This window comes from Blastomonas sp. SL216 (genome assembly GCA_026625625.1).
Classification (GTDB): Bacteria; Pseudomonadota; Alphaproteobacteria; order Sphingomonadales; family Sphingomonadaceae; genus Blastomonas.
Genome location: CP113055.1, coordinates 3596151 through 3622513 on the forward strand (window position 1 = coordinate 3596151; position 26363 = coordinate 3622513).

At 65.2% G+C, this 26363-nt stretch carries 16 protein-coding genes; 12 read left to right on the forward strand and 4 right to left on the reverse strand.

The features are described 5' to 3' along the window. Positions 1-3 precede the first annotated feature (3 nt). Positions 4-2136 (forward strand): acetate--CoA ligase family protein, encoded by a 2133-nt coding sequence (locus OU999_16960; GenBank protein WAC23402.1) that lies wholly within the window; start codon positions 4-6, stop codon positions 2134-2136. 62 nt (positions 2137-2198) lie between these two features. Further along, positions 2199-3512 (forward strand): MFS transporter, encoded by a 1314-nt coding sequence (locus OU999_16965; GenBank protein ID WAC23403.1) that lies wholly within the window; start codon positions 2199-2201, stop codon positions 3510-3512. 378 nt (positions 3513-3890) lie between these two features. On the opposite strand, the gene OU999_16970 is transcribed toward OU999_16965, so the two are convergent. Both OU999_16970 and OU999_16975 read right to left on the reverse strand, forming a co-directional pair. Beyond that, a complete protein-coding gene (locus OU999_16970) occupies positions 3891-5840 on the reverse strand; it encodes a 9-O-acetylesterase (protein WAC23404.1) in 1950 nt (649 codons plus the stop codon). After that, positions 5840-7498 (reverse strand): glycoside hydrolase family 43 protein, encoded by a 1659-nt coding sequence (locus OU999_16975; protein WAC23405.1) that lies wholly within the window; start codon positions 7496-7498, stop codon positions 5840-5842. Before OU999_16975 ends, OU999_16970 begins: the two co-directional genes overlap by 1 nt. 179 nt (positions 7499-7677) lie before the next feature. On the opposite strand from OU999_16975, the gene OU999_16980 reads away from it, so the two are divergent. The 8 genes from OU999_16980 (at position 7678) to OU999_17015 (ending at position 18719) form a co-directional block, all read left to right on the forward strand. Next, the gene (locus OU999_16980) at positions 7678-10401 is read left to right on the forward strand and encodes a DUF4982 domain-containing protein (GenBank protein ID WAC23406.1); all 2724 of its coding nucleotides are present in this window, start codon (positions 7678-7680) and stop codon (positions 10399-10401) included. A 106-nt stretch (positions 10402-10507) separates the two neighbouring features. Then, positions 10508-11638, forward strand: coding sequence for a glycoside hydrolase family 43 protein (locus OU999_16985; protein WAC23407.1), 1131 nt, complete (start codon positions 10508-10510; stop codon positions 11636-11638). 5 nt (positions 11639-11643) lie between these two features. After that, entirely contained in the window at positions 11644-13125 is a 1482-nt protein-coding gene (gene xylB / locus OU999_16990) for a xylulokinase (protein WAC23408.1), read from the forward strand. Continuing rightward, a complete protein-coding gene (gene xylA / locus OU999_16995; GenBank protein ID WAC23409.1) occupies positions 13122-14429 on the forward strand; it encodes a xylose isomerase in 1308 nt (435 codons plus the stop codon). Before xylB ends, xylA begins: the two co-directional genes overlap by 4 nt. Positions 14430-14524: 95 nt before the next feature. Beyond that, positions 14525-16105, forward strand: coding sequence for an aldehyde dehydrogenase (NADP(+)) (locus tag OU999_17000; GenBank protein WAC23410.1), 1581 nt, complete (start codon positions 14525-14527; stop codon positions 16103-16105). Continuing rightward, the gene (gene gguC / locus OU999_17005; GenBank protein ID WAC23411.1) at positions 16102-17073 is read left to right on the forward strand and encodes a GguC family protein; all 972 of its coding nucleotides are present in this window, start codon (positions 16102-16104) and stop codon (positions 17071-17073) included. Before OU999_17000 ends, gguC begins: the two co-directional genes overlap by 4 nt. Then, entirely contained in the window at positions 17070-17990 is a 921-nt protein-coding gene (locus OU999_17010; protein WAC23412.1) for a Gfo/Idh/MocA family oxidoreductase, read from the forward strand. The genes gguC and OU999_17010 overlap by 4 nt, the downstream gene beginning before the upstream one ends. Before the next feature lie 18 nt (positions 17991-18008). Continuing rightward, positions 18009-18719: an FCD domain-containing protein gene (locus OU999_17015; protein ID WAC23413.1), complete on the forward strand. Its 711-nt coding sequence runs from the start codon at positions 18009-18011 to the stop codon at positions 18717-18719. Positions 18720-18740: 21 nt separating this feature from the next. Here the strand turns inward: OU999_17015 and OU999_17020 are convergent, their stop codons facing one another. Continuing rightward, positions 18741-20537 (reverse strand): dihydroxy-acid dehydratase family protein, encoded by a 1797-nt coding sequence (locus tag OU999_17020; protein ID WAC23414.1) that lies wholly within the window; start codon positions 20535-20537, stop codon positions 18741-18743. A gap of 38 nt (positions 20538-20575) precedes the next feature. Continuing rightward, complete coding sequence (locus OU999_17025) at positions 20576-21706, reverse strand: galactose mutarotase (GenBank protein ID WAC25462.1); 1131 nt, start codon at positions 21704-21706, stop codon at positions 20576-20578. Positions 21707-21756: 50 nt separating this feature from the next. Between OU999_17025 and OU999_17030 the strand changes: the two genes are divergently transcribed. Both OU999_17030 and OU999_17035 read left to right on the forward strand, forming a co-directional pair. Beyond that, the gene (locus OU999_17030; GenBank protein ID WAC23415.1) at positions 21757-23118 is read left to right on the forward strand and encodes a sugar MFS transporter; all 1362 of its coding nucleotides are present in this window, start codon (positions 21757-21759) and stop codon (positions 23116-23118) included. A 228-nt stretch (positions 23119-23346) separates the two neighbouring features. Next, positions 23347-26349, forward strand: coding sequence for a TonB-dependent receptor (locus OU999_17035; protein WAC23416.1), 3003 nt, complete (start codon positions 23347-23349; stop codon positions 26347-26349). The last annotated feature ends 14 nt before the right edge of the window (positions 26350-26363 follow it).

A 26363-nucleotide genomic window follows, 5' to 3' on the forward strand; every position in this document is an offset into this window, starting at 1 on the left:
ACCATGACTGATGTGCAAGTCCTTGAAGCCAAGGCCGCCCCGCGCCCGGATGTTCGCCGCCTCTTGTCGCCGCGATCGGTGGTGGTAGTGGGCGCGTCGGACAAGCCCGGTGCGCTGGGCGCGACGGTTGTCACCAACCTGGAGCGCAACGGCTTTGCCGGGGATATCCACCTCATCAACCCCAAGCGCGCCGAGATCGGCGGCAGGCCGTGCCTCGCCTCGATCGACGACCTGCCGATGGAAGTCGATGTCGCGGTGCTCGCCATTCCGCGCGCCGGCGTGCTGGATGCGGTGCGTGCGCTGGGGCAGCGTCGCTGCGGTGCGGCGATCATCTTTTCCGCCGGCTTTGCCGAGGGCGGCGAGCAGGGCTTGGCCGATCAGCATGAGCTGGCGCGGATCGCGGCAGAGGCGGGCATGGTGATCGAGGGGCCCAATTGCCTGGGCCTGGTCAACTATGCCGACCGCATTCCGCTGACCTTTGTCGAGACGCTGGTGCCCCAGCCGGGATCGGGCAGCGGCATCGGCATCGTTTCGCAATCGGGGGCGATGGCGGCGGTGCTGGCCACGACCTTCCTGTCGCGCGAGATGAATGTCCGGTTGTCGATCTCCACCGGCAACGAGGCGGGATCGGGCGTCGAGGATTATGTCGAGCATCTGGTCGGCGATGCCGATACGCAGGTGATTGCGATGATCGTCGAGCAGTTCCGCCAGCCGCAGCGCTTTCTGGCAGCCGCCAGGGCAGCGCGCGCGGCGGGCAAGCTGATCGTTCTGCTGCACCCGGGCAAGTCGAGTGCGGCGCGCGAAAGTGCCGCCACCCATACCGGCGCAATGGCAGGCGATTACGTGCTGATGCGCGCCATGGTGGAGCGCGCCGGAGTCGTCTTTGCCGAGACACTTGAAGAGCTGGGCGATATTGCGGAGATCGCCTCGCGCTGTCCGGCCCTGCCTTCGGGCGGCCTTGCCGTGCTGGGGGAATCGGGCGCGTTCAAGGCGCTGACGCTCGACCTGTGCGAAGAGCTGGGCATCGACCTGCCGGTGCTCGACGATGCCGGTGCCCCTGCGGTGCGCGCGGCGATGCCGGATTTTGTCGCGGTCAGCAATCCGCTCGACATCACCGCGCAGGGGCTGGTCGAGCCTGCGATCTACAGCCGTCTGGTCGAAGCGTTGCAGGCCGATGATCGTTTCGGCTGCATCGTCACCGGCATCATCCAGACCGACGCGACGACGATGGCGATCAAGCTGCCGCCGCTGCTCGGCGCGGTCGAGGGCGGCGCGAGGGCCAAGCCCCTGATCTACGCCAGCCTGGACGAAGGCACGGCCCCATCGCGCGAGGACCTGAACCGGTTGCGTGCGGCTGGCGTTCCGGTATTCCCGAGCACCGAACGTGCCTTTCGTGCGATCGCCCGGCTGATGGCGCTTTCCAAGCGGGACCTTGCCGAACGTGCGCCTGCACCGGTTGCGCTCGATCTGCCGGTGGGCAGGGGGGTCATTCCCGAATATCAGGCCAAGGCCTTTCTGGCCCCTGCAGGCATTGCCTTCCCGCCGGGTGACTTTGCCGCCACGCCCGAAGACGCTGTCGCCATCGCCGAGCGTATCGGCTTTCCCGTCGCGATCAAGGCGCAGGCGGCCGCCCTGGGGCACAAGAGCGATGCGGGCGGGGTCATCCTGAACCTTGCCGATGAAGCCGCGCTGCTCAGCGCCTGGGACCGGCTCTATGCCAATGTCGCAGCCTATGATGCAACCTTGCACCTGGACGGTGTGCTGGTCGAGGCGATGGGCAAGCGCGGGGTCGAGCTGATCGTCGGGGCCAAGCGCGATCCGCAATGGGGGCCGGTGGTGCTCGTCGGCTTTGGCGGCGTGACCGCCGAATTGCTCCAGGATGCGCGCCTTCTGACCCCGGACATGACCGCAGCGACGATCATCGCCGAACTGGGCAAGCTCAAGAGCGCGCCGCTGCTTCACGGTTATCGCGGCGCACTGCCCTGCGATGTCGCGGCGGTGGCACAGCTCGCGGTGCAGATGATGGATGTGATGGCGGGCACCCCTGCCATTGCCGAGGTTGATCTCAACCCCGTCATCGTCTTTCCGCAGGGCGAAGGTGTGGTGGCGCTCGACGCATTGATCTACACGCATTGATCCGGCTTTCCGGCAGGGCTGCCGGAAGGACCAGGACCAGGCGGCAACGAGAGGAACCAGGCATGAGCGAGCGCGCGGCTGAGGCCGAAGATCCGGCGGTCGTGATCGATTCCGGCCCGATGTCGGGCTTTCAATGGTCGATCATTGCAACGATGGTCGGGCTGAATGCGCTCGATGGGTTCGATGTCATGTCGATCAGCTTTGCATCGCCCGGCATTTCGGCTGCCTGGGGCATCGACCGCGGCGTGCTGGGGCTTGTCCTGTCGATGGAGCTGGTCGGCATGGCGCTGGGCTCGCTGACGCTGGGCCGGCTGGCCGATACCGCCGGGCGGCGCAACACCATCTTGCTGTGCCTCGCGCTGATGACTGTCGGCATGCTCGGTGCAGCCAGTGCGGGCGGCGTTATAGCGCTCTCGGCCTGGCGCGTGCTGACCGGGCTCGGCATCGGCGGCATGCTCGCGGCGATCAATGCAGCCGCAGCAGAGGCGGCGAACGCGCGCTATCGGCCGCTGGCGGTGGTGGTGATGGCGGGCGGCTATCCGGTCGGCACGGTGCTGGGCGGGCTGGTGGCGACGCAGCTGCTGCAGCATTTCGAATGGCCGTCGGTGTTCCTGTTTGGCGCGGCCTGGTCTGCGCTGATGATCGCGGTGACATGGTGGCGCGTGCCGGAATCGATCGCGTTCCTAGCCAGCCGGCAGCCGCCCAATGCGCTTGAACGGATCAACCGCACGCTGAAGGCGATGGGCCACCGCACGGTGGCCAGCCTTGCGCAGCACCATGCGCAAACGGGGCGGGTGCCGCTGTCGCGGCTGTTCGCGCCCGAATGGCTCAAGGTGACGGCGGCGATGACGCTCGCCTATCTCGGCCATATCATGACCTTCTATTTCGTGATGAAATGGATCCCCAAGATCGTGGCCGATCTCGGCTATCCCCCGGCAGAGGCGGCAGGGGTACTGGTCTGGGCCAGTGTCGGCGGAGCATCGGGATCGCTGGTCCTGGGGCTGATGACGCTGCGCCTGCCGGTGCGTGGCCTGACCATCGCGGCCATGGCGCTTTCGTGCGTGCTGGTGGTCATTTTCGGCATGGGCCAGCCCGATCTTGCGCGCCTGTCGATGGTCGCAGCGGCCGCCGGCTTCGTCACCAATGCCGGGGTTGTCGGCCTGTACGCCATTGTCGCCACGCGCTTTCCGGTCGCCCTGCGCGCATCGGCGACGGGCTTTGTCATCGGGGTGGGACGCGGCGGATCGGCGCTCGCCCCGGCGCTGGCCGGGCTGCTGTTTGCCGCCGGCTATGGTCTGCCGATGGTCGCCCTGCTGATGAGCCTGGGATCGGTGCTCGCCGCGCTCGCCCTGTTCATCGGTGACCGGCGCACCTAGCCGGCGACCCGCTACCCCAGCCCGTTTACGGCACGGCGCGCCGACATCCGAACCAACCGCACACCCCACAGGCCTTCCAAAGATATCGATCTTCGTTGCGGAGGTAGAAATCAGTATCCCTATTGGACTGGGATTCTCGGTGGCAAAGGCTGAGTGAATAATTCATCCGCCAGGGCCGCTGCACGATAATGTCGACACTGGATGCAAAACGCCCCGGCCAGCCGGGAGATATCCGGGATTGCAACCGAATGGCAGTTCTTCGAGCTTGGCCGTTTTGCTGGCTTCTGCAGGCAGCTCTGTGGCGAGTCACCTTCCGAGACGCTCCGACGGGGCCGGGGCTGAAGCGACATGCAGCGCGTGTCGCCAAGACACAGGCAATCACGGCACTGTGATTTCGAACGGCGCTGCGGGCAGCCCTGCGGCGTCGAAAAGGTTGACCACCGGGGTGTCGGACCAGGCATAGCGTACCCGCGTCACAGACTGGCCATCCGTAGGCAGCAGGACGGTGCGGCCAGATACCTGGCCCAGGGCATAGCGACATGATCCGCCTTGCGCGCCGCACAGCTCGAAGCCGATCGCAACCGGGCTGTTGCGCGTCGTCAGATCACCCTCGACACCGACAAAGGTCAACAGCAGCTTGTCATCGGCCGTGCGCACAGCATTTGCGATGATTGGCCCGGTGGCGGGCCGGGCCGCACCATAGGCCAGCGTCTGCATCGCCCTGGAGAGGCGTCGCCCGACTTCGCGCTTCTGGCCCGGATGGATATCGAGCGGATCACCAAGATCTATTGCCAACGCTAGCGCAGATCGCCCGGTGTCCGCTTGTGTGGCTTGCCGCTGTTCCTCGCGAAGCTCGGCCCAACCGCTTTCGGAAGGGCTGGTGGAAGGCATCCCGAAGCCTGCGAGCTGAACAATCGCGAACGGCAGGTTGCTGAGGCCGAACTGTTGCCGCCAGCCAGCCATCATCGCCGTCAATCGACCGGCATATCCCGGCAGGCCGACATCGGATTCGCCCTGATACCAGGCCACGCCTTTCAGACCGATGCGGCCCAGTGGCGCGATCATCGCGTTATAGATCGTGCCGGCCACAGCGGTATCCTCCCAGGGCGCGCGGGGTGGCCGCGCGGCCTTGCGCGTCTCGATGGCATAATCCCAGCCGTCGCCCAGTGCGATCACCGTGCCGTCTGCGAGCACCAGCTGCATCGCCTCGGCTGGTCCGGGCATGCCGCCGCGGCCATAGCTGTCGTTGGCGTTGACCGTGATGACGTTGCGCCCCGCCTGCAGGGCTCCAGCCTTGAGCGCATAGATGCGGGGCTTGGCGGGATTGCCGCCGCTTCCTGCCGGCCTGCCGTTGACCCAGGTCTGGTCGGCATCATCGACTGGCCCGATCGCCAGCGTGGCAGACTGGCGCGCCTGGGCCGGGGTCAGGGTGAGTACGCGCCGGAACCAGACCATGCCGTTGAACGCTTTCAGCGCATCGACACCCCAGTCTTCCCAATAGCCGATGCGTGGCACCGGCTGCCAATCGAGCGCTGCATCGGCCTGCCACGGTTCGCGGCCCGAGGCATCGCCGCTGGCCTTGCGCCACCAGGCTTCCCAGATGCTGCCCGCTTGCGCCGAAGCGGCGGCAGGATCGCGCGCATAGAGCTTGCGCAGTTCCGATGCTGCACCCAGCCCGGATGCGGTGAGCGCATCGTCGCCCATCCACGCGCTGATCCTGCTGCCGCCCCAGCTGCTGTGGATCGCGCCGATCGGAACATTCGCGCTGCGCCGCAGGTCCTGTGCCATGTAGAAGCAGGCTGCCGAAAACCCGCCCGCGGTCTGGGGCCCGGATCGTAGCCAGCCGGAGACCTTGCCCAGGTCGCGCGTCGGTGCGAGGGCCGTTTTGCGCTCGATCGAGAACAGCCGCAGCATGGGATCGTCGGAGGCGGCGATCTGATTGTCGGCATCCTGCGCGCGCGCCACGGCCAGTTCCATGTTCGACTGGCCCGAACACAGGAAAACATCGCCGACCAGCACGTCGGTTGCGCTTGCGGTGCCGCTCGCCGTGGTGACCGTGAGACTGTACGGCCCGCCCGCCGCCATTGCGGGGAAGTCGAGATCGAACCGTCCTTCGTCGTCGGCGCGGGTACTGGCCTCCATCTGGCCCAAGCGGCCAGTGACGGCCTCACCGGGGGCGGTACGGCCGCGCACTGCGATGGGGTGTTCGCGTTGCAGCACCGCATGGTCGCCGAAGACAGGGTCGAGCACCGGCTGCGCTATCGCGGGCAGCGCCGCCATGCCGCAGGCGATCAGCGCGGCGCAGGATCGCAAGGCAGATGCCCGCATCAGTGGCGTCCCACATAAGGGCCGATGACCGTGCCGGTGAAGCCGCGCGCCTCGCGGGTACTGAGGAAGCGCGCATCGAGATCAGACTTCAGCGTCTGCATCTTGCCGCCGACCGTGTAATCGAACGCCATCGTGCCACGATCGGCGCGGATCGTCAGCGTCACCGGACCGCTCGGGGTGACGGGGGCGGACGCCACCAAGGTGTCGCTATCCGCCCGGTTGCGCGTGGTCAGTGCGACCATCGTCTTGCCGCCGATCCGGGTCAGCCCGAAGAACAGGAACGACTGGTCGCTCTGCATCGCTGCCAGCCCGGCGCGGTCACCGTCCTTGTCGGGATCGTAGTGCAGGACCGTCGAGACAGTCGCGACATGATGCTGCTGACGCCGGCCCCAGAACGCGGGGACGCCCTGCTGATCGCCCATCGCCGCGGCTGGCTCCATCACCAGCGCGCCGTTTTCCATCCGATGAAACGGAGACTTGGGCGTGCGCACGCCGATCCACTGCATCGCCAGCTTGGGCCCGTCGAAGCTGTCGACATAGCCGAAATCGCCCGACAATGGCGGGGCGCCGGGACGGTCTGCGGGCAGGGCAGGGCGCTTGGCAGTGAACGGAATGCGGTCGCCATCAGGCAGGATATGCGGCCAGCCGTGGCGCCAGGTGACGGGGAGCAGAAAGGTCTCGCGGCCGATATTGTAGAGATCATCACCATAGGGCCGGGTGGCAAGGAAGGTCGCCCACCAGTTGCCATCGGGCGTCTGCACGAACTTGGCGTGCCCCGCCGATGTCACCGGATTGGGTCGTGCGGGATCGAGCGTGCGCTGGCTGAGAATCGGATTGCCCTGATAGGGAACATAAGGGCCGCGCAGTTTGTCCGAGCGCAGCACGACCTCGCTGTGCTTGTCGCCGGTCCCGCCCTCGGCCGCGATCAGATAATAGAAGCCGTCTTTCTTGATAATGTGCGGCCCTTCGATCCAGATCGGCTTGGTGCGGATGTCGATGCCGCCGTTGACCAATTGGGTGCTCTCGCCCACCATCTTGCCGCTGCGCCAGTCGAACTCCTGGATCCAGATCGCGCGGTGGCCGTCATAGCGCTTGGGCTCGTCGGGGGCGCGGTTGTTGATGATATAGGCCTTGTCGCCTTCCCAGTAGATCGATGGGTCGATCCCCTCGAACGGCAGCCAGACCGGGTCCGACCAGGGGCCTGCCGGGTCCTTGGCGGTGATGAAGAAATTGTCTTTGCACCGCACGCAGGTGTTGACGATGTAGAACGTGCCGTCGTGATACGAGATGTCCGGCGCGAACACCCCCTGCGACACCGGAAGCCCTGAAAAATCAAGCTGCTCCGGGCGATCTATTGCATTGCCGATCTGCTTCCATGTCACCAGATCGCGCGAGTGGAACACCGGCAGCCCGGGAAAATGGGTGAAGCTGGAGGTGACGAGATAATAATCGTCCCCCACCCGCGTGATCGACGGGTCAGGGTAATAGCCCGACAGCACAGGGTTGCGGTATTCGTCGGCAGCGACGGTGACCCGTTCCTGCGCGCGGCCCTCATAGCGGAATTCATCGAATCGCGCAGGCGCGGCCTGGGCGTCTGCGGCGCCGAGACCCGCCAGCAGGAACGATGCCGCCGTACGGCGAAATGCGCGATATGCCATCTGGCCCAGTCTCCTTCGATGCGTCGCTGCAGGACGTCTTGCCTTCTGACATACACAAAATAAAAACTCAGACAAATAGTTGATCGCAGCTGCGGGGCCGCTAGGATATGGGCAAGACGAACAGGAGGCGGCCGCTGTGGCGGACGGACCAGATTCAGGACAGGCAGGGGAGTTTGGCAGTGTTGGCAATCACTTACGGCAAGACGGCGGACAGCCGCGCCGCCTGGCCGGGGCTCTCGGTGCTGATGATCCTGCTGCTGGTGCTGTCCGGTCCCGTTTTCGCGCAATCGGCGCCGCGTCAGCGCGAATCGATCAACAGCGGCTGGCGGTTCACCCTCGGCGACCCTGTCGGCGAGACCGCGGAACTGCGCTATGATGTCCGTCCGGCCTATGACGATGCTGGCGACGGCAAGGAAGCCGATGCCCGGCCCGAAGAGGCGGCAAAGGTTCGCCGGGACGGATCCGGCGTGCTCAAGCCCTGGATCCTGCCCACCGCCAATCCTTTCATCAAGGATCCCGCCAAAAGACATGTGGCGCCCGAGGGCAATCCCGGCGGCGATGTCGCCTATGTCCAGCCCGGGTTCGACGACAGCGGCTGGACGCTAGTCGATTTGCCGCACGACTGGGCGATCGCAGGACCCTTTCTCGCGCAAGGCCCCTATGGCGGCATGGGGCGGCTGAAAAGCTGGGGCGTGGGCTGGTACCGGCGCGCGATCGACATTCCCGCGAGCGACAAGGGCAAATCGATCTTCCTCGATGTCGATGGGGCGATGTCCTATGCCACCGTCTGGCTCAACGGGCAGATCGTTGGCGGCTGGCCCTATGGCTATAACAGCTGGCGGGTGGACCTCACCAAACACATCGTCCCCGGTGGCCGCAACGTGCTGGCGATCCGGCTCGACAATCCGCCCGCCTCGGCGCGCTGGTACCCCGGCGGCGGCCTGTACCGCGACATCTGGCTGACCAAGGCGCAGCCGGTGCGCGTGGCGCAATGGGGCAGTGCGGTGACGACGCATGATGTCTCGGCAGCGTTCGCCACGGTCAAGGTCGCGCTGGCGATCGACAATGCCGGGAGCGAGGGCGCATCGGTCAGCGCCGTGACCGAGATTTTCGCGCTCGATGCCTCGGGCAAGCGCAAGGGCCGCGCGGTCGCCCGCATCGATCATGCGCCGGGCGAAGCGCCGGCAGGTGGCAGCGTCAGACTGCAGGGTGACGCTGTTGTCCGCCAGCCGCAGCTATGGGGCCCGCCGCCCACGCAATCGCCCCACCTTTATCTCGCGGTGTCGACGATCCGGCACGGCGGCCGCGTCAGCGATGTCTACGAGACCCGCTTCGGCATCCGCGATGTCCGGTTCGATCCCACCCAAGGCCTCGTCGTCAACGGCGAGAGGCTGCGCATCCAGGGCGTGAACAACCACCATGACCTCGGCGCATTGGGCGCGGCGTTCAACCGCCGCGCGGCGCAGCGCCAGCTCGAGATCCTGCGCGACATGGGGGTGAACGCCATCCGCATGAGCCACAACCCGCCCGCGCCCGGGCTGCTCGACCTCACCGACGCCATGGGCTTTCTGGTGATGGACGAGGTGTTCGACAGCTGGGAGCTGAAGAAGACCCCGCTCGATTTCCACCTGATCTTCCCCGAATGGCGCGAGGCCGACCTGCGATCGATGATCCGGCGCGACCGCAATCACCCGTCGGTCATCCTGTGGAGCGTCGGCAACGAGGTCGGCGAGCAGTATAGCGGCGAGGCGGGCGCCAGCCTGACCCGCGAGCTGGTCATGATCGCCAAGGACGAGGACCCCAGCCGGCTGACCACGCTGGCGATGAACTTTGCCAAGGCCGACATGCCGATGCCGCGCGAGGCCGAGGTGATCAGCCTGAACTATCAGGGGGCCGGGATCCGCGGCATCATCGGGCAATATCCCGCCTTTCACGCGGCATTCCCCGACAAGGTGATCCTCAGCAGCGAAAGCGCCTCGGCGCTGTCGAGCCGGGGCGAATATCTCTTCCCGGTTGCGGGCGCGATCAGCGGTCCGGTGCGCCCCTATTCGGGCGGCGATCCGGTGACTCACCAGGTCAGCGCCTATGAGATGCACGCGGCCGATTTCGGCTCGTCGCCCGACCGGGTGTTCGCCAGCGACGATCAGCATCCTTATGTGGCGGGCGAGTTCGTGTGGACCGGGTTCGATTATCTCGGCGAGCCTACGCCTTATTATACCTCGCGCAGCTCGTATTCGGGGATCATCGATCTCGCCGGTTTCCCCAAGGATCGCTTCTGGCTGTATCAGGCGCGCTGGCGGCCCGACTTGAAGTTCGCGCACATCCTTCCGCACTGGACCTGGCCGGGGCGCGAGGGTCAGGTTACCCCGGTGCACGTGTTCAGCTCCGCCGACGAGGCCGAACTGTTCGTCAACGGCGTGTCGCAGGGCAAGATCAAGAAGCGCGACTATGAATATCGTTTCCGCTGGGATTACGTGACCTACGCGCCGGGCGAAGTCCGGGTCGAGACCTGGAAGCAGGGCAAGCCCTGGGCGCAAGCCAGCGTTGCCACCACCGGCGCTGCCGCAGCGCTTGCGCTGAAGCCCGATCGGGCGGTGATTGCAGGCGACGGCCAGGACCTGTCGTTTGTCACGCTGAGCGTGGTGGATGCGAAAGGTGCGATGGTGCGACCGGCGAAGGACCCGGTGCGCTTCAGCATCGAAGGGCCGGGCGAGATCGTCGCCACCGACAATGGCGATCCCACCGACATGACCGCGTTCCCCTCGCACCAGCGCCAGGCGTTCAACGGGCTGGCGCTGGTGATCGTGCGCGGTCTTCCGGGGCAATCGGGCAGGGTGACGGTGCGCGCGGAAGCCGACGGGCTGGCCCCGGCAAGCGCTGTCATTACCGTGCAAAAGCCATGACAACGCGGACCTGGACTTGCATCTTGCATCAGAAATGGTAGCGCTAACTCAGACTCCGGGCGGCAGCGATCGATCCGGGCGGATATAAGGTAGAGGAGCAGTTGCGATGAATCGAATGAGCGCATTGGCACTGGGAGCTGCGCTGGCAGGCCTGGCCGCGACAACCGCGTGCAGCCCGCAACCCGCCGCCGATAACGACGCGCCGGAAGCCGCCAGCGATGCCGCAGTCAGCACCGACCGGGCCAAGGCCGATCCCTCGCGCTATCTCTCGCAGCCGCTGGTCACCGAAATCTACACCGCAGACCCGTCAGCGCATGTCTGGGACGGCAAGATCTATGTCTATCCCAGCCACGACATCGATGGCCCGACGCCCGAGGATGATCTTGGCGCGCATTTCGAGATGCGCGATTATCGCGTGCTGAGCATGGACAGCATCGGCGGCAAGGTGACGACGCACCCGGTGGCGCTCGACGTCAAGGATGTGCCCTGGGCGGAAAAACAGATGTGGGCGCCCGATGCCGCGCGCAAGAACGGCACCTATTTCCTCTACTTTCCAGCGAAGGACAAGCAGGGCGCGTTCCGCATCGGCGTCGCGACTTCCAAATCGCCTGTGGGCCCGTTCAAGGCGGCGCCGCAGCCGATCAAGGGCAGCTTCTCGATCGACCCTGCCGTGTTCACCGACGATGACGGCAAGTCCTATATGTATTTCGGCGGCATCTGGGGCGGGCAGCTGCAGCGCAACACCACCGGCACGTACGATCCCAACGGTTCGAAGACCGATCTCAAGGCGCCCGACAAGCCCGCGCTCGCCCCCAAGGTGGCGGCGATGGCCGACGACATGATGGAGTTTTCGGAAAAGCCGCGCGATCTGGTGATCCTCGACAAGGCGGGCAAGCCGATCCTCGGCGGCAACACCGATCGCCGCTTCTTCGAGGCATCGTGGATGCACAAGTACAACGGCAAATACTATTTCAGCTACTCGACCGGTGACACGCATTACCTCGTCTATGCGACCGGAGACTCGCCTTATGGTCCGTTCACCTATCAGGGCCGCATCCTGGAACCGGTCGAAGGCTGGACGTCGCACCATTCGATTGTCGAATGGGATGGCCGCTGGTGGCTGTTCTATGCGGATACCCAGCTGTCCGGCACCACCCGGCTGCGCAACGTCAAGGTGACCGAGCTGTTCTACAATCCTGACGGCTCGATCAGGACCATCAAGCCGATGGTGAAGTAACCGCGATGTTCCTGGGCATCGATATCGGCACCTCGGGGGTCAAGGCGGTGGTGCTCGACGAGCATGGCGCGGTGGTGGCGCAGGGCACCGCCGCGCTCAGCGTCCAGCGGCCGCAATCCTTGTGGTCCGAACAGGACCCCGACGCCTGGTGGCAGGCGACGACCGCGGCTGTCCGTGCGATCGATCCGGCGGTGCGCCGCTCGGTGCGCGGCGTTGGCCTCGCTGGGCAGATGCACGGCGCGACCTTGCTGGGGGCTGACGACCAGCCGTTGCGCCCCGCGATCCTGTGGAACGACGGCCGCTCGTTTGCCGAATGCGGCGAACTGGAGACGCGCGAGCCCGATCTGCGCGCAATCTCGGGCAATATCGCGATGCCAGGCTTTACCGCCCCCAAGCTGCGCTGGGTCGCCAACCACGAACCCGATGTATTCGCGCGGACGCGCACCGTGCTGCTGCCCAAGGATTATATCCGGCTGCAGATGACCGGCGAAAAGGCCTCCGACATGTCGGATGCGGCGGGCACCTTGTGGCTCGATGTCGCGCGGCGCGAGTGGAGCCCTGCGCTGCTTGCGGCAACCGGGCTGGATGTGTCCCACATGCCGCGGCTGGTCGAAGGAACAGACGTCTCCGGCACGCTGCGCGCCGAAGTCGCCGAGCTCTGGGGCATGGGCGTGGTGCCCGTGGCGGGCGGCGGCAGCGACAATGCAGCAGGCGCGGCGGGAGTCGGCGTGGTGCGCAATGGCGATGCCTTGCTGTCGCTCGGCACGTCAGGAGTGATCTTCGTCGCCACCGACGCCTTCCGCCCCAATCCGGCGCGCGCGGTCCATGCCTTCTGCCATTGCCTGCCGGGGCTGTGGCACCAGATGTCGGTGCATTTGTCGGCCGCCTCGTGCATCGACTGGGTCGCGCGGCTGACCGGGGCTGCGGGCGCGGCCGACCTTTTCGCGCGCGCCGAAAGCACCGGCCCTGCCAGCGGGCCCGAGATCTTTCTGCCCTATCTCTCGGGCGAACGCACCCCGCACAACGATGCCGAGGTGCGCGGCGGCTTTCTGGGGCTCGACCATGACACCACGCCCGAACGGTTGGCGCAGGCGGTGCTCGAAGGCGTGGCGTTCGCGCTCGCCGATGGGCTCGACGCGCTGAGCGATGCGGGCACCCATGTGGAGCGGCTGTCGGTGATCGGCGGCGGCGCGCGCTCGCGCTATTGGGGGGAAACCCTGTCCGCCGTGCTCGGCGTCGAACTGGTCTATCTCAAGGGCGGCGAAGTCGGCCCGGCGCTGGGCGCAGCGCGGCTGGCGCAGCTCGCCGTCGATGGCGGATCGCCCGCAGACATCTGCGCCGCCCCGCCGGTCGCGCATACACTCCACCCCGATGCGGACATCGCCGACCGGCTCGCACCCAAGCATGCCGCCTTTCGCGCTGCCTATCCGCGCATCACCCCCCGCAATCATGAGTTCCCCGTTAAACTGACTGGACCTGTCCCATGACCGACTATTTCGCCGACATTCCCACCATCCGCTTCGAAGGCACCGAGACCGACAACGAACTGGCCTATCGCTATTACGACAAGGACCGGGTGGTGCTCGGCAAGCGGATGGAAGACCATCTGCGTTTTGCCGCCTGCTTCTGGCACACCTTCTGCTGGCCGGGCTCGGACGTGTTCGGCGCGGGCACGTTCGATCGGCCATGGCATCGCGGTGCCAATGATGGCCCGGCGTCTGCCGCCAAGCGCGCGGCAGCGTTCGACTTCTTCACCCGGCTCGATATCCCCTATTACTGCTTCCACGATGTCGACGTGATGGCCGACGCGCACAATATCGCCGAGCATCGCGCCAATTTCGCCGAGGCCGTGGATGATCTCGAACGCCTGCAGGCGAGCTCTGGCCGCAAACTGCTCTGGGGCACCGCCAACCTGTTCGGCAACCCGCGCTTTGCTGCCGGCGGCGCGACCAATCCCGATCCGGAGGTGTTCGCCTTCGGTGCGATGCAGGTGCGCGATGCGCTCGAAGCGACCCACCGGCTGGGCGGCGCGAACTATGTGCTGTGGGGCGGGCGCGAAGGCTATGAGACGCTGCTCAACACCAATCTGGGCCGCGAGCTCGACAATCTGGGCCGGTTCCTCAACCTGGTGGTCGACCACAAGCACAAGATCGGCTTTGGCGGCACCATCCTGATCGAGCCCAAGCCGCACGAGCCGACCAAGCATCAATATGATTTCGACAGCGCGACCGTCTACGGCTTCCTCAAGCGCTATGGGTTGGAGAACGAGGTCAAGGTCAATATCGAGGCCAACCACGCGACGCTCGCCGGGCATACGTTCGAGCACGAGATCGCGATGGCGAGCGCGCTCGGCATTTTCGGGTCGATCGACGCCAACCGCGGCGATCACCAGAATGGCTGGGATACCGACCAGTTCCCCAATTCGGTCGAGGAACTGACCCTGGCGATGGTCGAGATCCTGCGCGCGGGCGGCTTCACCACTGGCGGCTTCAATTTCGATGCCAAGGTTCGCCGCCAGTCGATGGACGCGGTCGACCTGTTCTATGGCCATATCGGCGGCATCGACACCGTGGCGCGCGGGCTGCTCAATGCCGCCGCGTTGATCGAGGATGGCCGGATCGATGCGATCAAGGCCGAGCGTTATGCCGGATGGGACGGCGACTTCGGACAGGCAATCGCCGGGCTGGACCTGGCTGGAATCGCCGATCTGGCGGTCAGCAGCAACCTCGATCCCAAGCCGCGCTCGGGCCGGCAGGAGCGGATCGAGAACCTGATCAACCGCTTCATCTGAGCCGATGGCGCTCGAAAAGGGACCGAACCCGCGCTTGAGAACAGGCGCGGGACGCCCTATTATGTCTGAGTAATTAATTTTTCGGAGATGTGGTGATGATTGATGGTGCGATGCTTGTCGGCAGCGAGGCACGCCAGGCGGCAGCCCGATTCCAGAGCCAGGATCCGGTCAGCGGGCAGGCGCTGTCGCCCGATTTTTCGTCCGCCACCGCCGAGGATGTGGCCGAGGCCTGCGCGCTGGCAGCTGGGGCGGCGCCCGTCTTTGGCGCCAGCGATCCGGAGAGCCGCGCCAGCTTCCTCGAAGCGATCGCCAGCGAAATCGAAGGCATCAGCGATGACCTGATCGTCCGCGCGATGCAGGAAAGCGGGCTGCCGCGTGCCCGGCTCGAAGGCGAGCGCGGGCGCACCACCGGGCAGCTTCGCCTGTTCGCCAAGGTCGTCCGCCAGGGCGACTGGCTTGATGCGACGATCGACCCGGCGATGCCTGACCGCGCGCCGCTGCCCCGGCCAGACCTGCGCCGGATGAACATCGCGGTCGGTCCGGTCGCGGTGTTCGGAGCCTCGAATTTCCCGCTCGCCTTCTCGGTCGCTGGTGGTGACACCGCCTCGGCATTAGCCGCAGGCTGCCCGGTGGTGGTCAAGGGCCACCCGGCGCATCCTGGCACCGGCGAACTGGTCGCGCGCGCCATCCAGCGTGCAGTGGCTGCCTGCGGTCTGCCCGAAGGTGTATTCTCATATCTGCCGGGCGAGACCAACGCATTGGGCGAGGCGCTGGTCGCCGATCCGCGCATCAAGGCGGTGGGCTTTACCGGATCGCGAGGCGGCGGGCTGGCGCTGATGCGGATTGCCGCAGCCCGCAGCGAGCCGATACCGGTCTATGCCGAGATGTCGAGCATCAACCCCGTCATCCTGATGCCCGCAGCGCTGGCGGCACGCGGCCGGGCGCTGGCCGAAGGCTTCGTCCAGTCGCTGACCATGGGCGCCGGGCAATTCTGCACCAATCCCGGGCTGGTGGTTGCGGTCGAGGGTGCCGATCTGGACGCCTTTATGGCCGCCGCAGCCGAAGTGATGCAGGGCAGCGCGCCGCAGACCATGCTGTCACCGTCGATCCACGACAATTTTGCCAAGGGCGTGTCTGCGCTGGCAAGCCATGCGGCAGTGGAGACCATCGCGCGCGGCCAGAGCGAGACCGGTGCCAACCAGGCGGTCGCCGCTCTGTTCCAGACCAGCGCGCAACAGTTTCTCGCCGATGTCGCGCTGAGCCATGAGGTGTTCGGTTCCTCATCGGTCATTGTGCGCTGCCGGGATCTGGGCGAGGTGGCGAAGGTCATCGCCAGCCTGGAAGGCCAGCTGACCGCCACGCTGCAGCTCGACGACGGAGATGTCGAAGCGGCACGTACGCTGCTGCCGTTGCTGGCCGACAGGGTCGGGCGGGTGCTCGCCAACGGCTGGCCGACCGGGGTCGAGGTGGCGCATGCGATGGTGCATGGCGGGCCGTTCCCCGCGACCAGCGATGGCCGCACGACATCGGTGGGCACGCTCGCGATCTACCGGTTCCTGCGCCCCGTGGCGTTCCAGAACCTGCCCGCTGCGCTGCTGCCTGGCGGGATTGCCGATGAGAACCCGTGGGGCGTCGCTCGGCGGGTCGATGGTCTGCGCGAAGGCTCGCCGCGGTGATCGCCAGCCTCGTCCAGTTCGACGACGGCGCGCGCGGGGTCGCCGCGTTCCGCGATGGCACCGCTTATCGGGTGACGGGCGCAGACACCTCTCTGGCGCTCGCGCAAGCGGCGCTGGCGGCAGGGTCCAGCCTGGCCGACTATGCCGCCGACCGGCTGGGCGATCCGATCGATCTGGCGACCGTCCGCCTGCTGTGCCCGATCGACCATCTTGACGATGCGCATCTGCTGGTCAGCGGAACGGGCCTGACCCATCTGGGCTCGGCCGAGGGGCGCGACGCGATGCACCGCGCGGTGCAGGACAATCCCGACCCCACCGATTCGATGAAGATGTTTCTGATGGGCGTCGAGGGCGGCAAGCCTGCCGATGGCCAGCCGGGTGTCCAGCCCGAATGGTTCTACAAGGGGGACGGGTCGATCCTGGCGGTCCCCGGCGCGCCGCTCGAAATGCCGGGCTTCGCGCTCGACGGCGGCGAGGAGCCCGAGATCGCCGGGATCTACCTTATCGCTCCCGATGGAACGCCGACGCGGATCGGTTTTGCCCTGGGCAACGAGTTTTCCGACCATATCACCGAGCGCGGCAACTATCTGTGGCTGGCACATTCCAAGCTGCGCGCGGCGGCGCTGGGGCCTGAGCTGCTGCTGGGCGATCTGCCCGCCGATATCCGCGGCACCAGCACGATCTGGCGCGACGGGCAGGCGGTTTGGCAGAAACCATTCGTCTCGGGTGAAGCCAACATGTCGCACAGCATTGCCAATCTGGAGCACCACCACTTCAAATATGCGGGCTTCCGCCGCCCGGGCGACGTCCATGTCCACTTTTTCGGTACCGCGACGCTGTCTTTCGCCGATGGGTTCATGACTCGCCCAGGCGACCGGTTCGAGATCGCGGCAGCCCCGTTCGCGCTTCCGGTGAGCAACACTCTTGCTCAGGCCGTGGATGCACCGGTGAGGATCGCCGCGCTGTGATCCGGATCGGCATCGTCGGGCTGGGCAAGATCGCGCGCGACCAGCATCTGCCAGCGATCGCCGAAAGCGCCGATTTCGTGCTGGCCGCGACCGCCAGCCGCAACGCCCGGGCCGAGGATGTCGCAGCCTATGCCGATCTGGACGCGATGCTGGCGGCCGAGCCAGACCTGCATGCGGTCGCCTTGTGCCAGCCGCCTCAGGTCCGCCACGCGGCCGCGCGCGCTGCGATTGCAGCGGGCAAGCATGTCTTTCTGGAAAAGCCACCCGGCGCGACCTTGTCCGAGGTCGAGGATCTGGCGGACGCTGCGGCGCAGGCGCGGGTGACGCTGTTCGCCAGCTGGCACTCGCGCTTTGCCGCAGGTGTCGAGCCTGCGCGCGCCTGGCTCGCAGACAAGGCGATTGAACGCATCGCCATCGAGTGGAAAGAGGATGTCCGCCAATGGCATCCGGGGCAGGACTGGATCTGGCAGCCAGGTGGCCTGGGCGTATTCGATCCCGGCATCAATGCGCTGTCCATCCTCACCCGGCTGGTGCCCGGTCCGGTCCGGCTGGAAGAGGCGCAGCTCGCATTCCCTGAAAACCGTGAGGCGCCGATCGCGGCGACATTGGCGATGCGGACGTCAGCTGGCGCGCCGATCTGCGCCACGTTCGACTGGCGACAGACCGGGCGGCAGAGCTGGAACATCGAGGTGAAGACCGATGCCGGGGTACTGCTGCTGGCGGACGGCGGCAACACGCTGCTGATCGATGGCGCAGCGCAGGCCTTGCCAGGCGAAGCGGAATATCCGTCGCTCTATGCGCATTTTGCCCGACTGATCGCCGAGCGGCGCAGCGATGTCGATGTCAGCCCGCTACGGCTTGTGGCCGATGCCTTCCTAACCGGGCGTCGTTCGTCTACGGATGCGTTTCACGACTGAACGAAAGGCAGGCGGATCATGGAGGACGCGCGCAGCGCATCGCCTCGCATCCACGGGGCAATCGCCCATGACATCGGCGTGGAGATCGTCGGCGGTATCCGCAAGCCCGGCGACGTCTTCGGCGGAGAGATCGAGGCCAGCGAGGCGCTGGGCATCTCGCGCACCGCCTATCGCGAGGCGATCCGCATTCTGGCCGCCAAGGGGCTTGTCGAAAGCCGCCCCAAGGCAGGCACGCGGGTCACCGCGCGGCACCGCTGGAACCTGCTCGACCCCGATGTTCTGGCGTGGACGTTCGAGGGCGAGCCCGACCCCGAGTTCATCCTCGACCTGTTCGAGCTGCGCGGCGTGATCGAACCGGCTGCCGCCGCCTTTGCCGCCCGCCGCCGCAGCCAGGAGCAGCTCGATGCCATGCAGGCGGCACTCGACGACATGGGCCGGCTGGGGCTGGCAGTGAGCGAAGGGCGCGCCGCCGACCAGCGCTTCCACCGCGTCATTCTGGCTGCAGCAGGCAACGAGGCGCTGGCCGCGCTGGCCAGCTCGGTGGGAGCTGCGGTCAGCTGGACCACCAAGTACAAGCAGCGTACCCGCGCGCTGCCGCGCGACCCCTTGCCCGACCATATCCTGGTGTACCAGGCGATTGCCGCCAGCGACCCCGACGGCGCACACCGGGCAATGGCGCAGCTGCTGCATCTGGCGCTGGCTGACATGGACCTGCCGCCCCGCGCCTGATCCAGCCCGCGACCGCGTGCCTCAATGGTTGTCGCGCGGCAGGCCCATCGTCTGGGCAATCCGCTGATATTTCTCAGCCCCTTCCAGGATCGCACCGCTGCTCATCTGGCCGACGACCGAGCGCTGGATTTCCTGCCACGGCGTCTGCGATGCGGGATAGGCAAAGCCGCCTGCCGCCTCCAGCGCGGCACGGCGTTCGGCCAGTTCCTCGTCGCTGACCAGCACATTGGCGGTGGCGTTGCGCAGGTCGATCCGCACCCGGTCACCGGTACGGATCAGCGCCAGCCCGCCCATGGCAGCGGCTTCGGGGCTGGCGTTGAGGATCGAGGGCGAACCCGATGTCCCCGATTGCCGCCCATCACCGATGCAGGGCAGGGCATGGACGCCTTCAATGATGAGATAGGATGGCGGACGCATATTCACGACTTCGGCCGCACCCGGATAGCCGATCGGCCCCGCGCCGCGCATGAACAGCAGGGTTTCAGGGGTGATCCCGGTGGCAGGATCGTCGATCCGCGCATGATAATCCTCCGGCCCGTCGAACACCACGGCAGGGCCCTCGAAGGCATCGGGATCGTCCGGGTTGGACAGATAGCGCGCGCGAAATTCGGGCGAGATGACGCTGGTCTTCATCACCGCCGCGTCGAAGAGATTGCCCGACAGGACGAGAAAGCCTGCATCCTGCACAAGAGGCTGCGCGAACGGGCGGATGACCTTCTCGTCCTCGATAGCGACACCGCGGCAGTTCTCGCCGATGGTCCGGCCATTCGCGGTGACGGCATCCTCGTGGATCAGGCCTTGTTCGATCAGCTGGTTGACCACGGCCGGCACGCCGCCGGCGCGATAGAAATCCTCGCCCAGATATTCACCGGCCGGTTGCAGATTGACCAGCAGCGGGATCTTGTGCCCCTCGCGCTCCCAGTCCTTGATCGGCAGATCGACGCCCATATGGCGGGCGATGGCGCTGAGATGGATCGGGGCGTTGGTCGAGCCGCCAATGGCGCTGTTGACGCGGATGGCATTGCTGAAGGCCTGGCGAGTCAGGATATCCGAAGGTTTCAGGTCCTCCCTGACCATGTCGACGATACGCCTGCCGGTTCGCCAGGCAACCTCCTGCCGGTCGCGATAGGGCGCGGGAATGGCGGCCGAGCCGGGCAGCGACATGCCGAGCGCTTCGCACAGCGAGTTCATCGTCGTCGCGGTACCCATCGTGTTGCAATAGCCGGTCGAGGGGGCCGAGGAAGCGACCAGCTTGATAAACTGCGCATCGTCGATCTCGCCCGCCGCCAGCATCTGCCGCGCCTTCCACACGATCGTGCCCGATCCGGTGCGTTCGCCCTTGTGCCAGCCGTTGAGCATCGGCCCCACCGACAGCGCAATGGCGGGGATGTTGACCGTCGCCGCCGCCATCAGGGCGGCAGGGGTGGTCTTGTCGCAACCGATGGTCAGGACGACGCCATCAAGCGGATAGCCATAGAGTATCTCGACCAGGCCGATATAGGCGAGGTTGCGATCCAGTGCGGCGGTCGGCCGCTTGCCCGTTTCTTGGATGGGATGAACCGGAAACTCGATGACGATTCCGCCCGCTTCGCGCACGCCTTCACGCACCCGCTCGGCGAGCACCAGATGATGCCGGTTGCACGGGCTGAGGTCGCTGCCGGTCTGCGCGATGCCGATGATCGGCTTGCCCGATTGCAGTTCTTCAAGGCTGAGCCCGAAATTGAGATAGCGCTCCAGATAGAGTGCGGTCATGTCGATATTGTCGGGATTGTCGAACCAGGCGCGGCTGCGCAGCTTCGGGCGTTGCGTATCGGACATTGGGACAGGAAGCTCCGGTAAGGGCAGGCAGCGCAGGGTCAGGGCGCAACCGACAGGCGATAGATCATGACATGCGAATAGGGGCGGCCGGGATCGACCCGGGCTGAAGCGAAGTCGGGCCGGTTGGGGGCATCGGGGAATTTCTGCGGTTCCAGCGCGATGCCGTCGCCCATGCGGTAGACATGACCGCGCTTGCCGATCACCGAGCCGTCGAGGAAATTGCCAGTGTAGAGCTGCACGCCCGGCTCGGTCGAAAGGACCTCCAGAATGCGGCCCGATTGCGGATCTTCCAGCCGCGCGGCCAGTTGCGGCAGGGGGGTGAGCCCCTTGTCGAGCGCGAAATTATGGTCATAGCCGCGCGCCCGCACGATCTGCGGATCGCGTCCATCGCGTATCCCCTGATCGAGCGACCTTGCGGTGCGAAAATCGAACACGGTTCCCTGCACGGGGCGCAGCGCCCCGGTGGGGATGAGCGTCTCATCGACCGGCGTAATGGCCGCCGCGGGAATGGTCAGCCGGTGCCCCAGCGCGCCGCCCGGCGCACCTTCGCCGGCCAGGTTGAAGATCGCATGATTGGTCATGTTGATCACCGTCGGGCGATCCGTACTGGCATCGAAGCGGATGGTCAGCGCGCCATGGTCGTCCAGGCTATAGGTGACCACAGCCTCGACTTTGCCCGGATAGCCCTGATCGCCATCGGCACTGGTCAATGCCAGCGTGACCGATGCCTGGCGGCCCTGGGTGACGCGCACGATCCGCCATGGACGCTTGTCGAAGCCGACCGCGCCGCCGTGCAGCGAATTGCCCTTGTCGTTCTGAGAGACCTGATAGCTCTTGCCGTCGATGGCAAAGCGTCCGCCAGCGATCCGGTTGGCATAACGGCCCACCGTCACGCCGAAATAGCTGGGTAGGCGGGCATAATCGGCGGCATCGTCGAACCCCAGCAGCACATCGGCAAGCTCGCCCGCGCTATCGGGTGCAGTGAGCGATTGCAGCGTCGCGCCATAGCTGATGATCCGCGCCGATACGCGGTTGGTGCCGGTCAGCGTCACGGCTTCGATCACCGTGCCGTCCTCCAGCGTTGCTGCAGTGCTGCGCTCGGCGGTCGCAGCTGAGGCCTGACTGCAGGGCAACAGGGCCATGCAGATCAGGCCGGATCGCCTCAGCATATGTGTCGCCACGATTGCATCCCCCTTGCAGCGCCTCTGATTGACGCCTCGTGGGCAAGTATATACTCAGACAATTACACCTGCACAAGAGCAAGGCTGGGGGAGAGAGCGTTACCATGGAAGCCAATCACCGCGCGGCGCCGATCGCAGCTGACGCCAGCGACCAACGGCGCGGTTACAGGCCCGCACTGACGCTACTGGCCAGCTTGTTTTTCATCTGGGGCTTCGTCACGGTGATCAACAACACGTTGCTGCCGCACCTGCGTAACGTGTTTGATCTCAGCTACACACAGACGACGCTGATCGAATCGGTCTGGTTCATCGCCTATTTTCTCGCCTCGATTCCCTCGGCCAGACTGATCGCGCGGATCGGCTATCAGCGCGCGATGGTCACCGGCCTGCTGGTGATGGCGATCGGTGCGCTGGGGATGATGCTGGCGGCGAGCCTGCCATCCTATGGTGTGACGCTGGTCATGCTGTTCGTCATCGCCGCCGGCATCACCCTGCTGCAGGTGGCGGCGAATCCCTATGTCGCTGTCATCGGCCCTGCCGAGTCGGCACCATCGCGTCTCAACCTTGTGCAGGCAATGACTTCGGCCGGGACCATGCTGGCGCCGCTTTTCGGGGCGTATCTTATTCTCGGGCGATCAAAGGGAGGAACCGCTGAGGCGGGGACGATCCTTACCGAGGCGGAACGGCTGGCGGATGCGCATTCGGTCATCCTTCCATATGGGCTTGTGGCGCTCGCATTGTTTGCGCTCGCTGCGATCGTTGCCCGTTTTCCCTTGCCGGCTTTAGGGTCGTCAACCGCCCGCGCATCGCGCGAGGAGCGCAAGGCGCTGTCGCTGTGGAAGCATCGCAACCTCGTCTGGGGCATTCCTGCGATCCTCGTCTATCTGATTGCCGAAATCGGGGTAGCCAACCTGTTCGTGAACTTCGTTAGCCAGCCTCAGATCGTGGGCCTGACCCAGGCCGAGGCCGGTCGCTATCTGACGCTGCTCTGGGCTGGGATGATGATCGGCCGGTTCGCGGGGTCTGCCCTGATGCAGCGCTTTGCCGCTGAGTCGGTGCTGGCGATATTCGCGGTCATTGCCTTCATGCTGATGCTGGCGACGGTGTTCCTGTCGGGGCCGGCAGCCATGTGGACGCTGATCCTTGTCGGCCTGTTCCATTCGATCATGTTTCCGACGATTTTCACATTGGGAATCCGGGAGCTGGGGCCGTTGACCGAAGAAGGATCGGGTCTGCTGATCATGGCGATTGCTGGCGGAGCACTGGTCGTCGTTCAGGGCTGGCTTGCCGATATTCATGGTCTCCAGGCTTCGTTCATGCTGACGGCAGCCTGCGAACTGTTCATCCTCTTCTATGCGATTTGGGGGAGCCGTCCGTCGGCATATGCGACAGGCTCTTGACAGCAATAACTCTGAGTATTATCAGTACGAGTGATAGCGCTACCATAGCGTGGACCGTGGCACGAAGCCAAGGCCGAACAAGGGGAGGATAAGATGGTTGCTCGCATCCAATCAGTGCGTGTAGGTCTTTTGAACGCGGTGGCCGCGTCTGCGCTTGCCATGCCCGGTATCGCGTTGGCGCAAAGCGCCGAGGACAATACGCCGGCTGCAAACGCTCCTGAAAGTGCCGTGGAAAGCACAGAAGGTGACGTTTCCGAGGGCGACATTGTCGTCACCGGTTTCCGTGCATCGCTCGAAAGCCAGACATTGGCCAAGCGCAACTCGGTCGGCTTCACCGACTCCATCTTCGCCGAAGATATCGGCAAGTTCCCCGATACCAACATCGCCGAATCACTGAACCGCATTCCTGGTATCACGATCGCGCGCGAAGTGACCGGCGAAGGTTCGTCGGTGGCCATTCGCGGCCTCGGAACGAACTTCACCCGCGTGCTGCTGAACGGTGCGCCTGTGGCCATTGCTTCGGTGCGTTTCGATGCGCAAAGCACCAATCGCGAGGTCGATCTGGACCTCATTCCGACCGAATTGTTCACTCAGTTGACCGTTAGCAAGTCGCCCACGGCGAGCCTGCTGGAAGGCGGCGCGGCTGGCACCATCAATCTGCGGGCTGCGCGCCCGTTCGATAATCCCAAGCCCTATATCAGCTATGGCCTGCAGGGTTCGAAGGTGGATATCGCGGACAAATGGGGCTATCGCGGCCATCTCGTCGCAAGCGCCACGTTTGGCGATTTCGGCATTCTCGTCGGCGGGGCCGCTGTCCGCAACAATTTCCGCGTTGACGGCTTCGAGACCATCGGCTGGACCAATCCCAATCTCACCGCGGCGCAGCGGACCAGCGGCACGCGCAACGCCACCGGCGGCGGCAATTTCACCATACCTGCGACCGTGCCGTCACGGGCAGGCAACGGACTGACGCCTGGGGCGACCATCGATCAGGCGCTGCTGCTTGCTCTCAACCCTGGCGCGACGATTGATCAGATCGACAACGGCATCATCCCGCGCCTCGGGCGTCCGCGCACCGAAATCGGCTTCCGCGAGCGCTATAACGGTCTCGTGTCGATCGAATGGCGCCCCAGCGACAATTTCAATTTCTATCTCGATGGCATGTACGCCCAGCGCGACACCGAATTCACGCGCACGGCAATGAACTGGGTCGGTCGCAACGGCGCGGTGATCCCGATCAACACGACTTATGACAAGGCCGACTGTGCTGCCGGTTGTACGGTGACCGGCGGTACCTTTGCGAACTCGCAGTTCTTCCTCGAATACCGTCCCTACAAGGACACGCAGGATTATTTCGGCATCAACCCCGGCATCGAGTTCAAGCTCAACGACTGGATCAGGGGCGACCTGCAGGCCAATTACACGAAGAGCAACTTTCGCCGTGAAAGCCCGACCTTCCTGGTCATCACCCCGCCCAACAGCGGCCTGACCGTCACCTACAAGAATGATGGCGGCATTCCCCAGATCCAGTCCAGCTTCGATCTGAACAATCCGGCGAATTTCGGCTGGGATGGCGGCGGCCGCGTCAATCTGAACGGCGAGGAGCGTGAGACCGAAACCAAGGGTGTTCGGGGCAGCCTGCTGTTCGGCGACGAGTCCCGCTTCAGCGTCCGTATCGGCGGTGCCTATGACGATACCAAGCGCCGCATCACGCCGTTCGACAATACGGCGGCGTGGCAGAACCTCATTTGCGGCAATGGCATCAACATCAACCTGCTGTCGCCCAATACCAGCGCTACCCCCTGTACCGGCCTCAATCAGCCGGGAACGGCGGCACCAGCCGGCTTCCCGACCTTCCCCGGCTATGGCACCAACGCCACGGCAGGTGCACCGCCGATCCGCTATGCCGGATCGCTCATCCCGACTGCGCTCGTGCCCAGCTATCTGCGGCCCGGCGATAACGGCTATATCACGGTCGATTGGGACAAGGTCCGGCGTGACACAAATTATGATGCCCTGCTCGCTGGCGCTACCGAAGTAGGTTCGGGCAGCAGCGGCGCCAATGGTGGTCTGATCCGCGAAAAGGTGACCGGCGCGTTCGTCGAGGCCAATGGCGTGTTCGATATTGGCGATAACCGCCTGCGCCTCAACGGCGGTGTCCGCTATGTCCATACCGAGCAGATCGTCGGCGGACGGGTCAGCGTTCCCGACCCGCGCAACAATCCCGTCGGTGCACCGCCCATTGCCGATGGCGGACGCTTCCCCAACATCATCACGTTCCCGCGCAGCAACAACAAATATTCGAACTTCCTGCCATCGGCGAGCGCTGCCTTCGACATCGGCGACACGGCAGTGGTGCGTGCCTCGATCTCGCGGACCATGACCAGGCCGGACCCGAATGCGCTGCTGCCCGGAGCCAGCTTCATCCAGCCATCGGCCGATATCGGCAACGTGGGTAATGCCGATCTTGATCCGTTCATTTCGGATAACATCGATCTGGGTGTCGAAATCTACACGGGCGGTGAGGGCGTGATCGCCTTTGCAGCTTTCCGCAAGTCGATTACCGGATTCACGGTGAACGGGATTACCAACGTCCCGTTCTCTTTCTTCGAACAATTCGGCATCAACGTAGACTCGCTGACCCAGACCCAGCGTGAAGCCCTGGCAGCCCGGGCGACACCTGGACAGGCCCTGCGTGATGTCATCGTCAGCGTGCAGCAGCAGGTCAATTCGGACGGCAAGCTCAAGGTCAATGGTCTGGAATTCCAGGTGACCCAGCCGCTTGATTTCCTGACCCGGCATATCGGCGTGACCGGCTTTGGCGTGCAAGGCAACCTGACCCTGATTGAGCAAAAGGGTGAGGGCGTGGGTGCTCCGGCGGTCGCTCTGGGGGTTGCGCCAACCACCTACACATTGACCGGCTATTACGACAAGAACGGTATCTCGGCCCGGTTGACCTATACGTATAACGAAGGTTCGCAGGTGTCGAACCCGAACCAAAACGGCATTGCTCAGGCGGCTATCTTTGGCCGCAGCTTTGGTCAGCTCGATTTTTCGGGCAATGTCGATCTGGCGCAAGTCTTTGGCAACGATTACCTTCCGACGCTGGTCCTGAACGTGATCAACATCACCAAGGAAGCGCAAAGCACTTTCTTCCAGTTCCCGAACGCGACCTTCAACCAGTATAATCCGGGTATGCAGGTTCTGGTCGGAGTTCGCGGCCGCTTCTGAGGGCGCGCACGGCA

Excerpts from the sequence above, each read along its gene's own strand:
- OU999_16960 (WAC23402.1), top strand. The coding sequence starts at position 4 with ATGACTGATGTGCAAGTCCTTGAAGCCAAGGCCGCCCCGCGCCCGGAT.
- OU999_16965 (WAC23403.1), top strand. The coding sequence starts at position 2,199 with ATGAGCGAGCGCGCGGCTGAGGCCGAAGATCCGGCGGTCGTGATCGAT.
- OU999_16970 (WAC23404.1), bottom strand. The coding sequence starts at position 5,840 with ATGCGGGCATCTGCCTTGCGATCCTGCGCCGCGCTGATCGCCTGCGGC.
- OU999_16975 (WAC23405.1), bottom strand. The coding sequence starts at position 7,498 with ATGGCATATCGCGCATTTCGCCGTACGGCGGCATCGTTCCTGCTGGCG.
- OU999_16985 (WAC23407.1), top strand. The coding sequence starts at position 10,508 with ATGAATCGAATGAGCGCATTGGCACTGGGAGCTGCGCTGGCAGGCCTG.
- xylB (WAC23408.1), top strand. The coding sequence starts at position 11,644 with ATGTTCCTGGGCATCGATATCGGCACCTCGGGGGTCAAGGCGGTGGTG.
- xylA (WAC23409.1), top strand. The coding sequence starts at position 13,122 with ATGACCGACTATTTCGCCGACATTCCCACCATCCGCTTCGAAGGCACC.
- OU999_17000 (WAC23410.1), top strand. The coding sequence starts at position 14,525 with ATGATTGATGGTGCGATGCTTGTCGGCAGCGAGGCACGCCAGGCGGCA.
- OU999_17015 (WAC23413.1), top strand. The coding sequence starts at position 18,009 with ATGGAGGACGCGCGCAGCGCATCGCCTCGCATCCACGGGGCAATCGCC.
- OU999_17020 (WAC23414.1), bottom strand. The coding sequence starts at position 20,537 with ATGTCCGATACGCAACGCCCGAAGCTGCGCAGCCGCGCCTGGTTCGAC.
- OU999_17025 (WAC25462.1), bottom strand. The coding sequence starts at position 21,706 with ATGCTGAGGCGATCCGGCCTGATCTGCATGGCCCTGTTGCCCTGCAGT.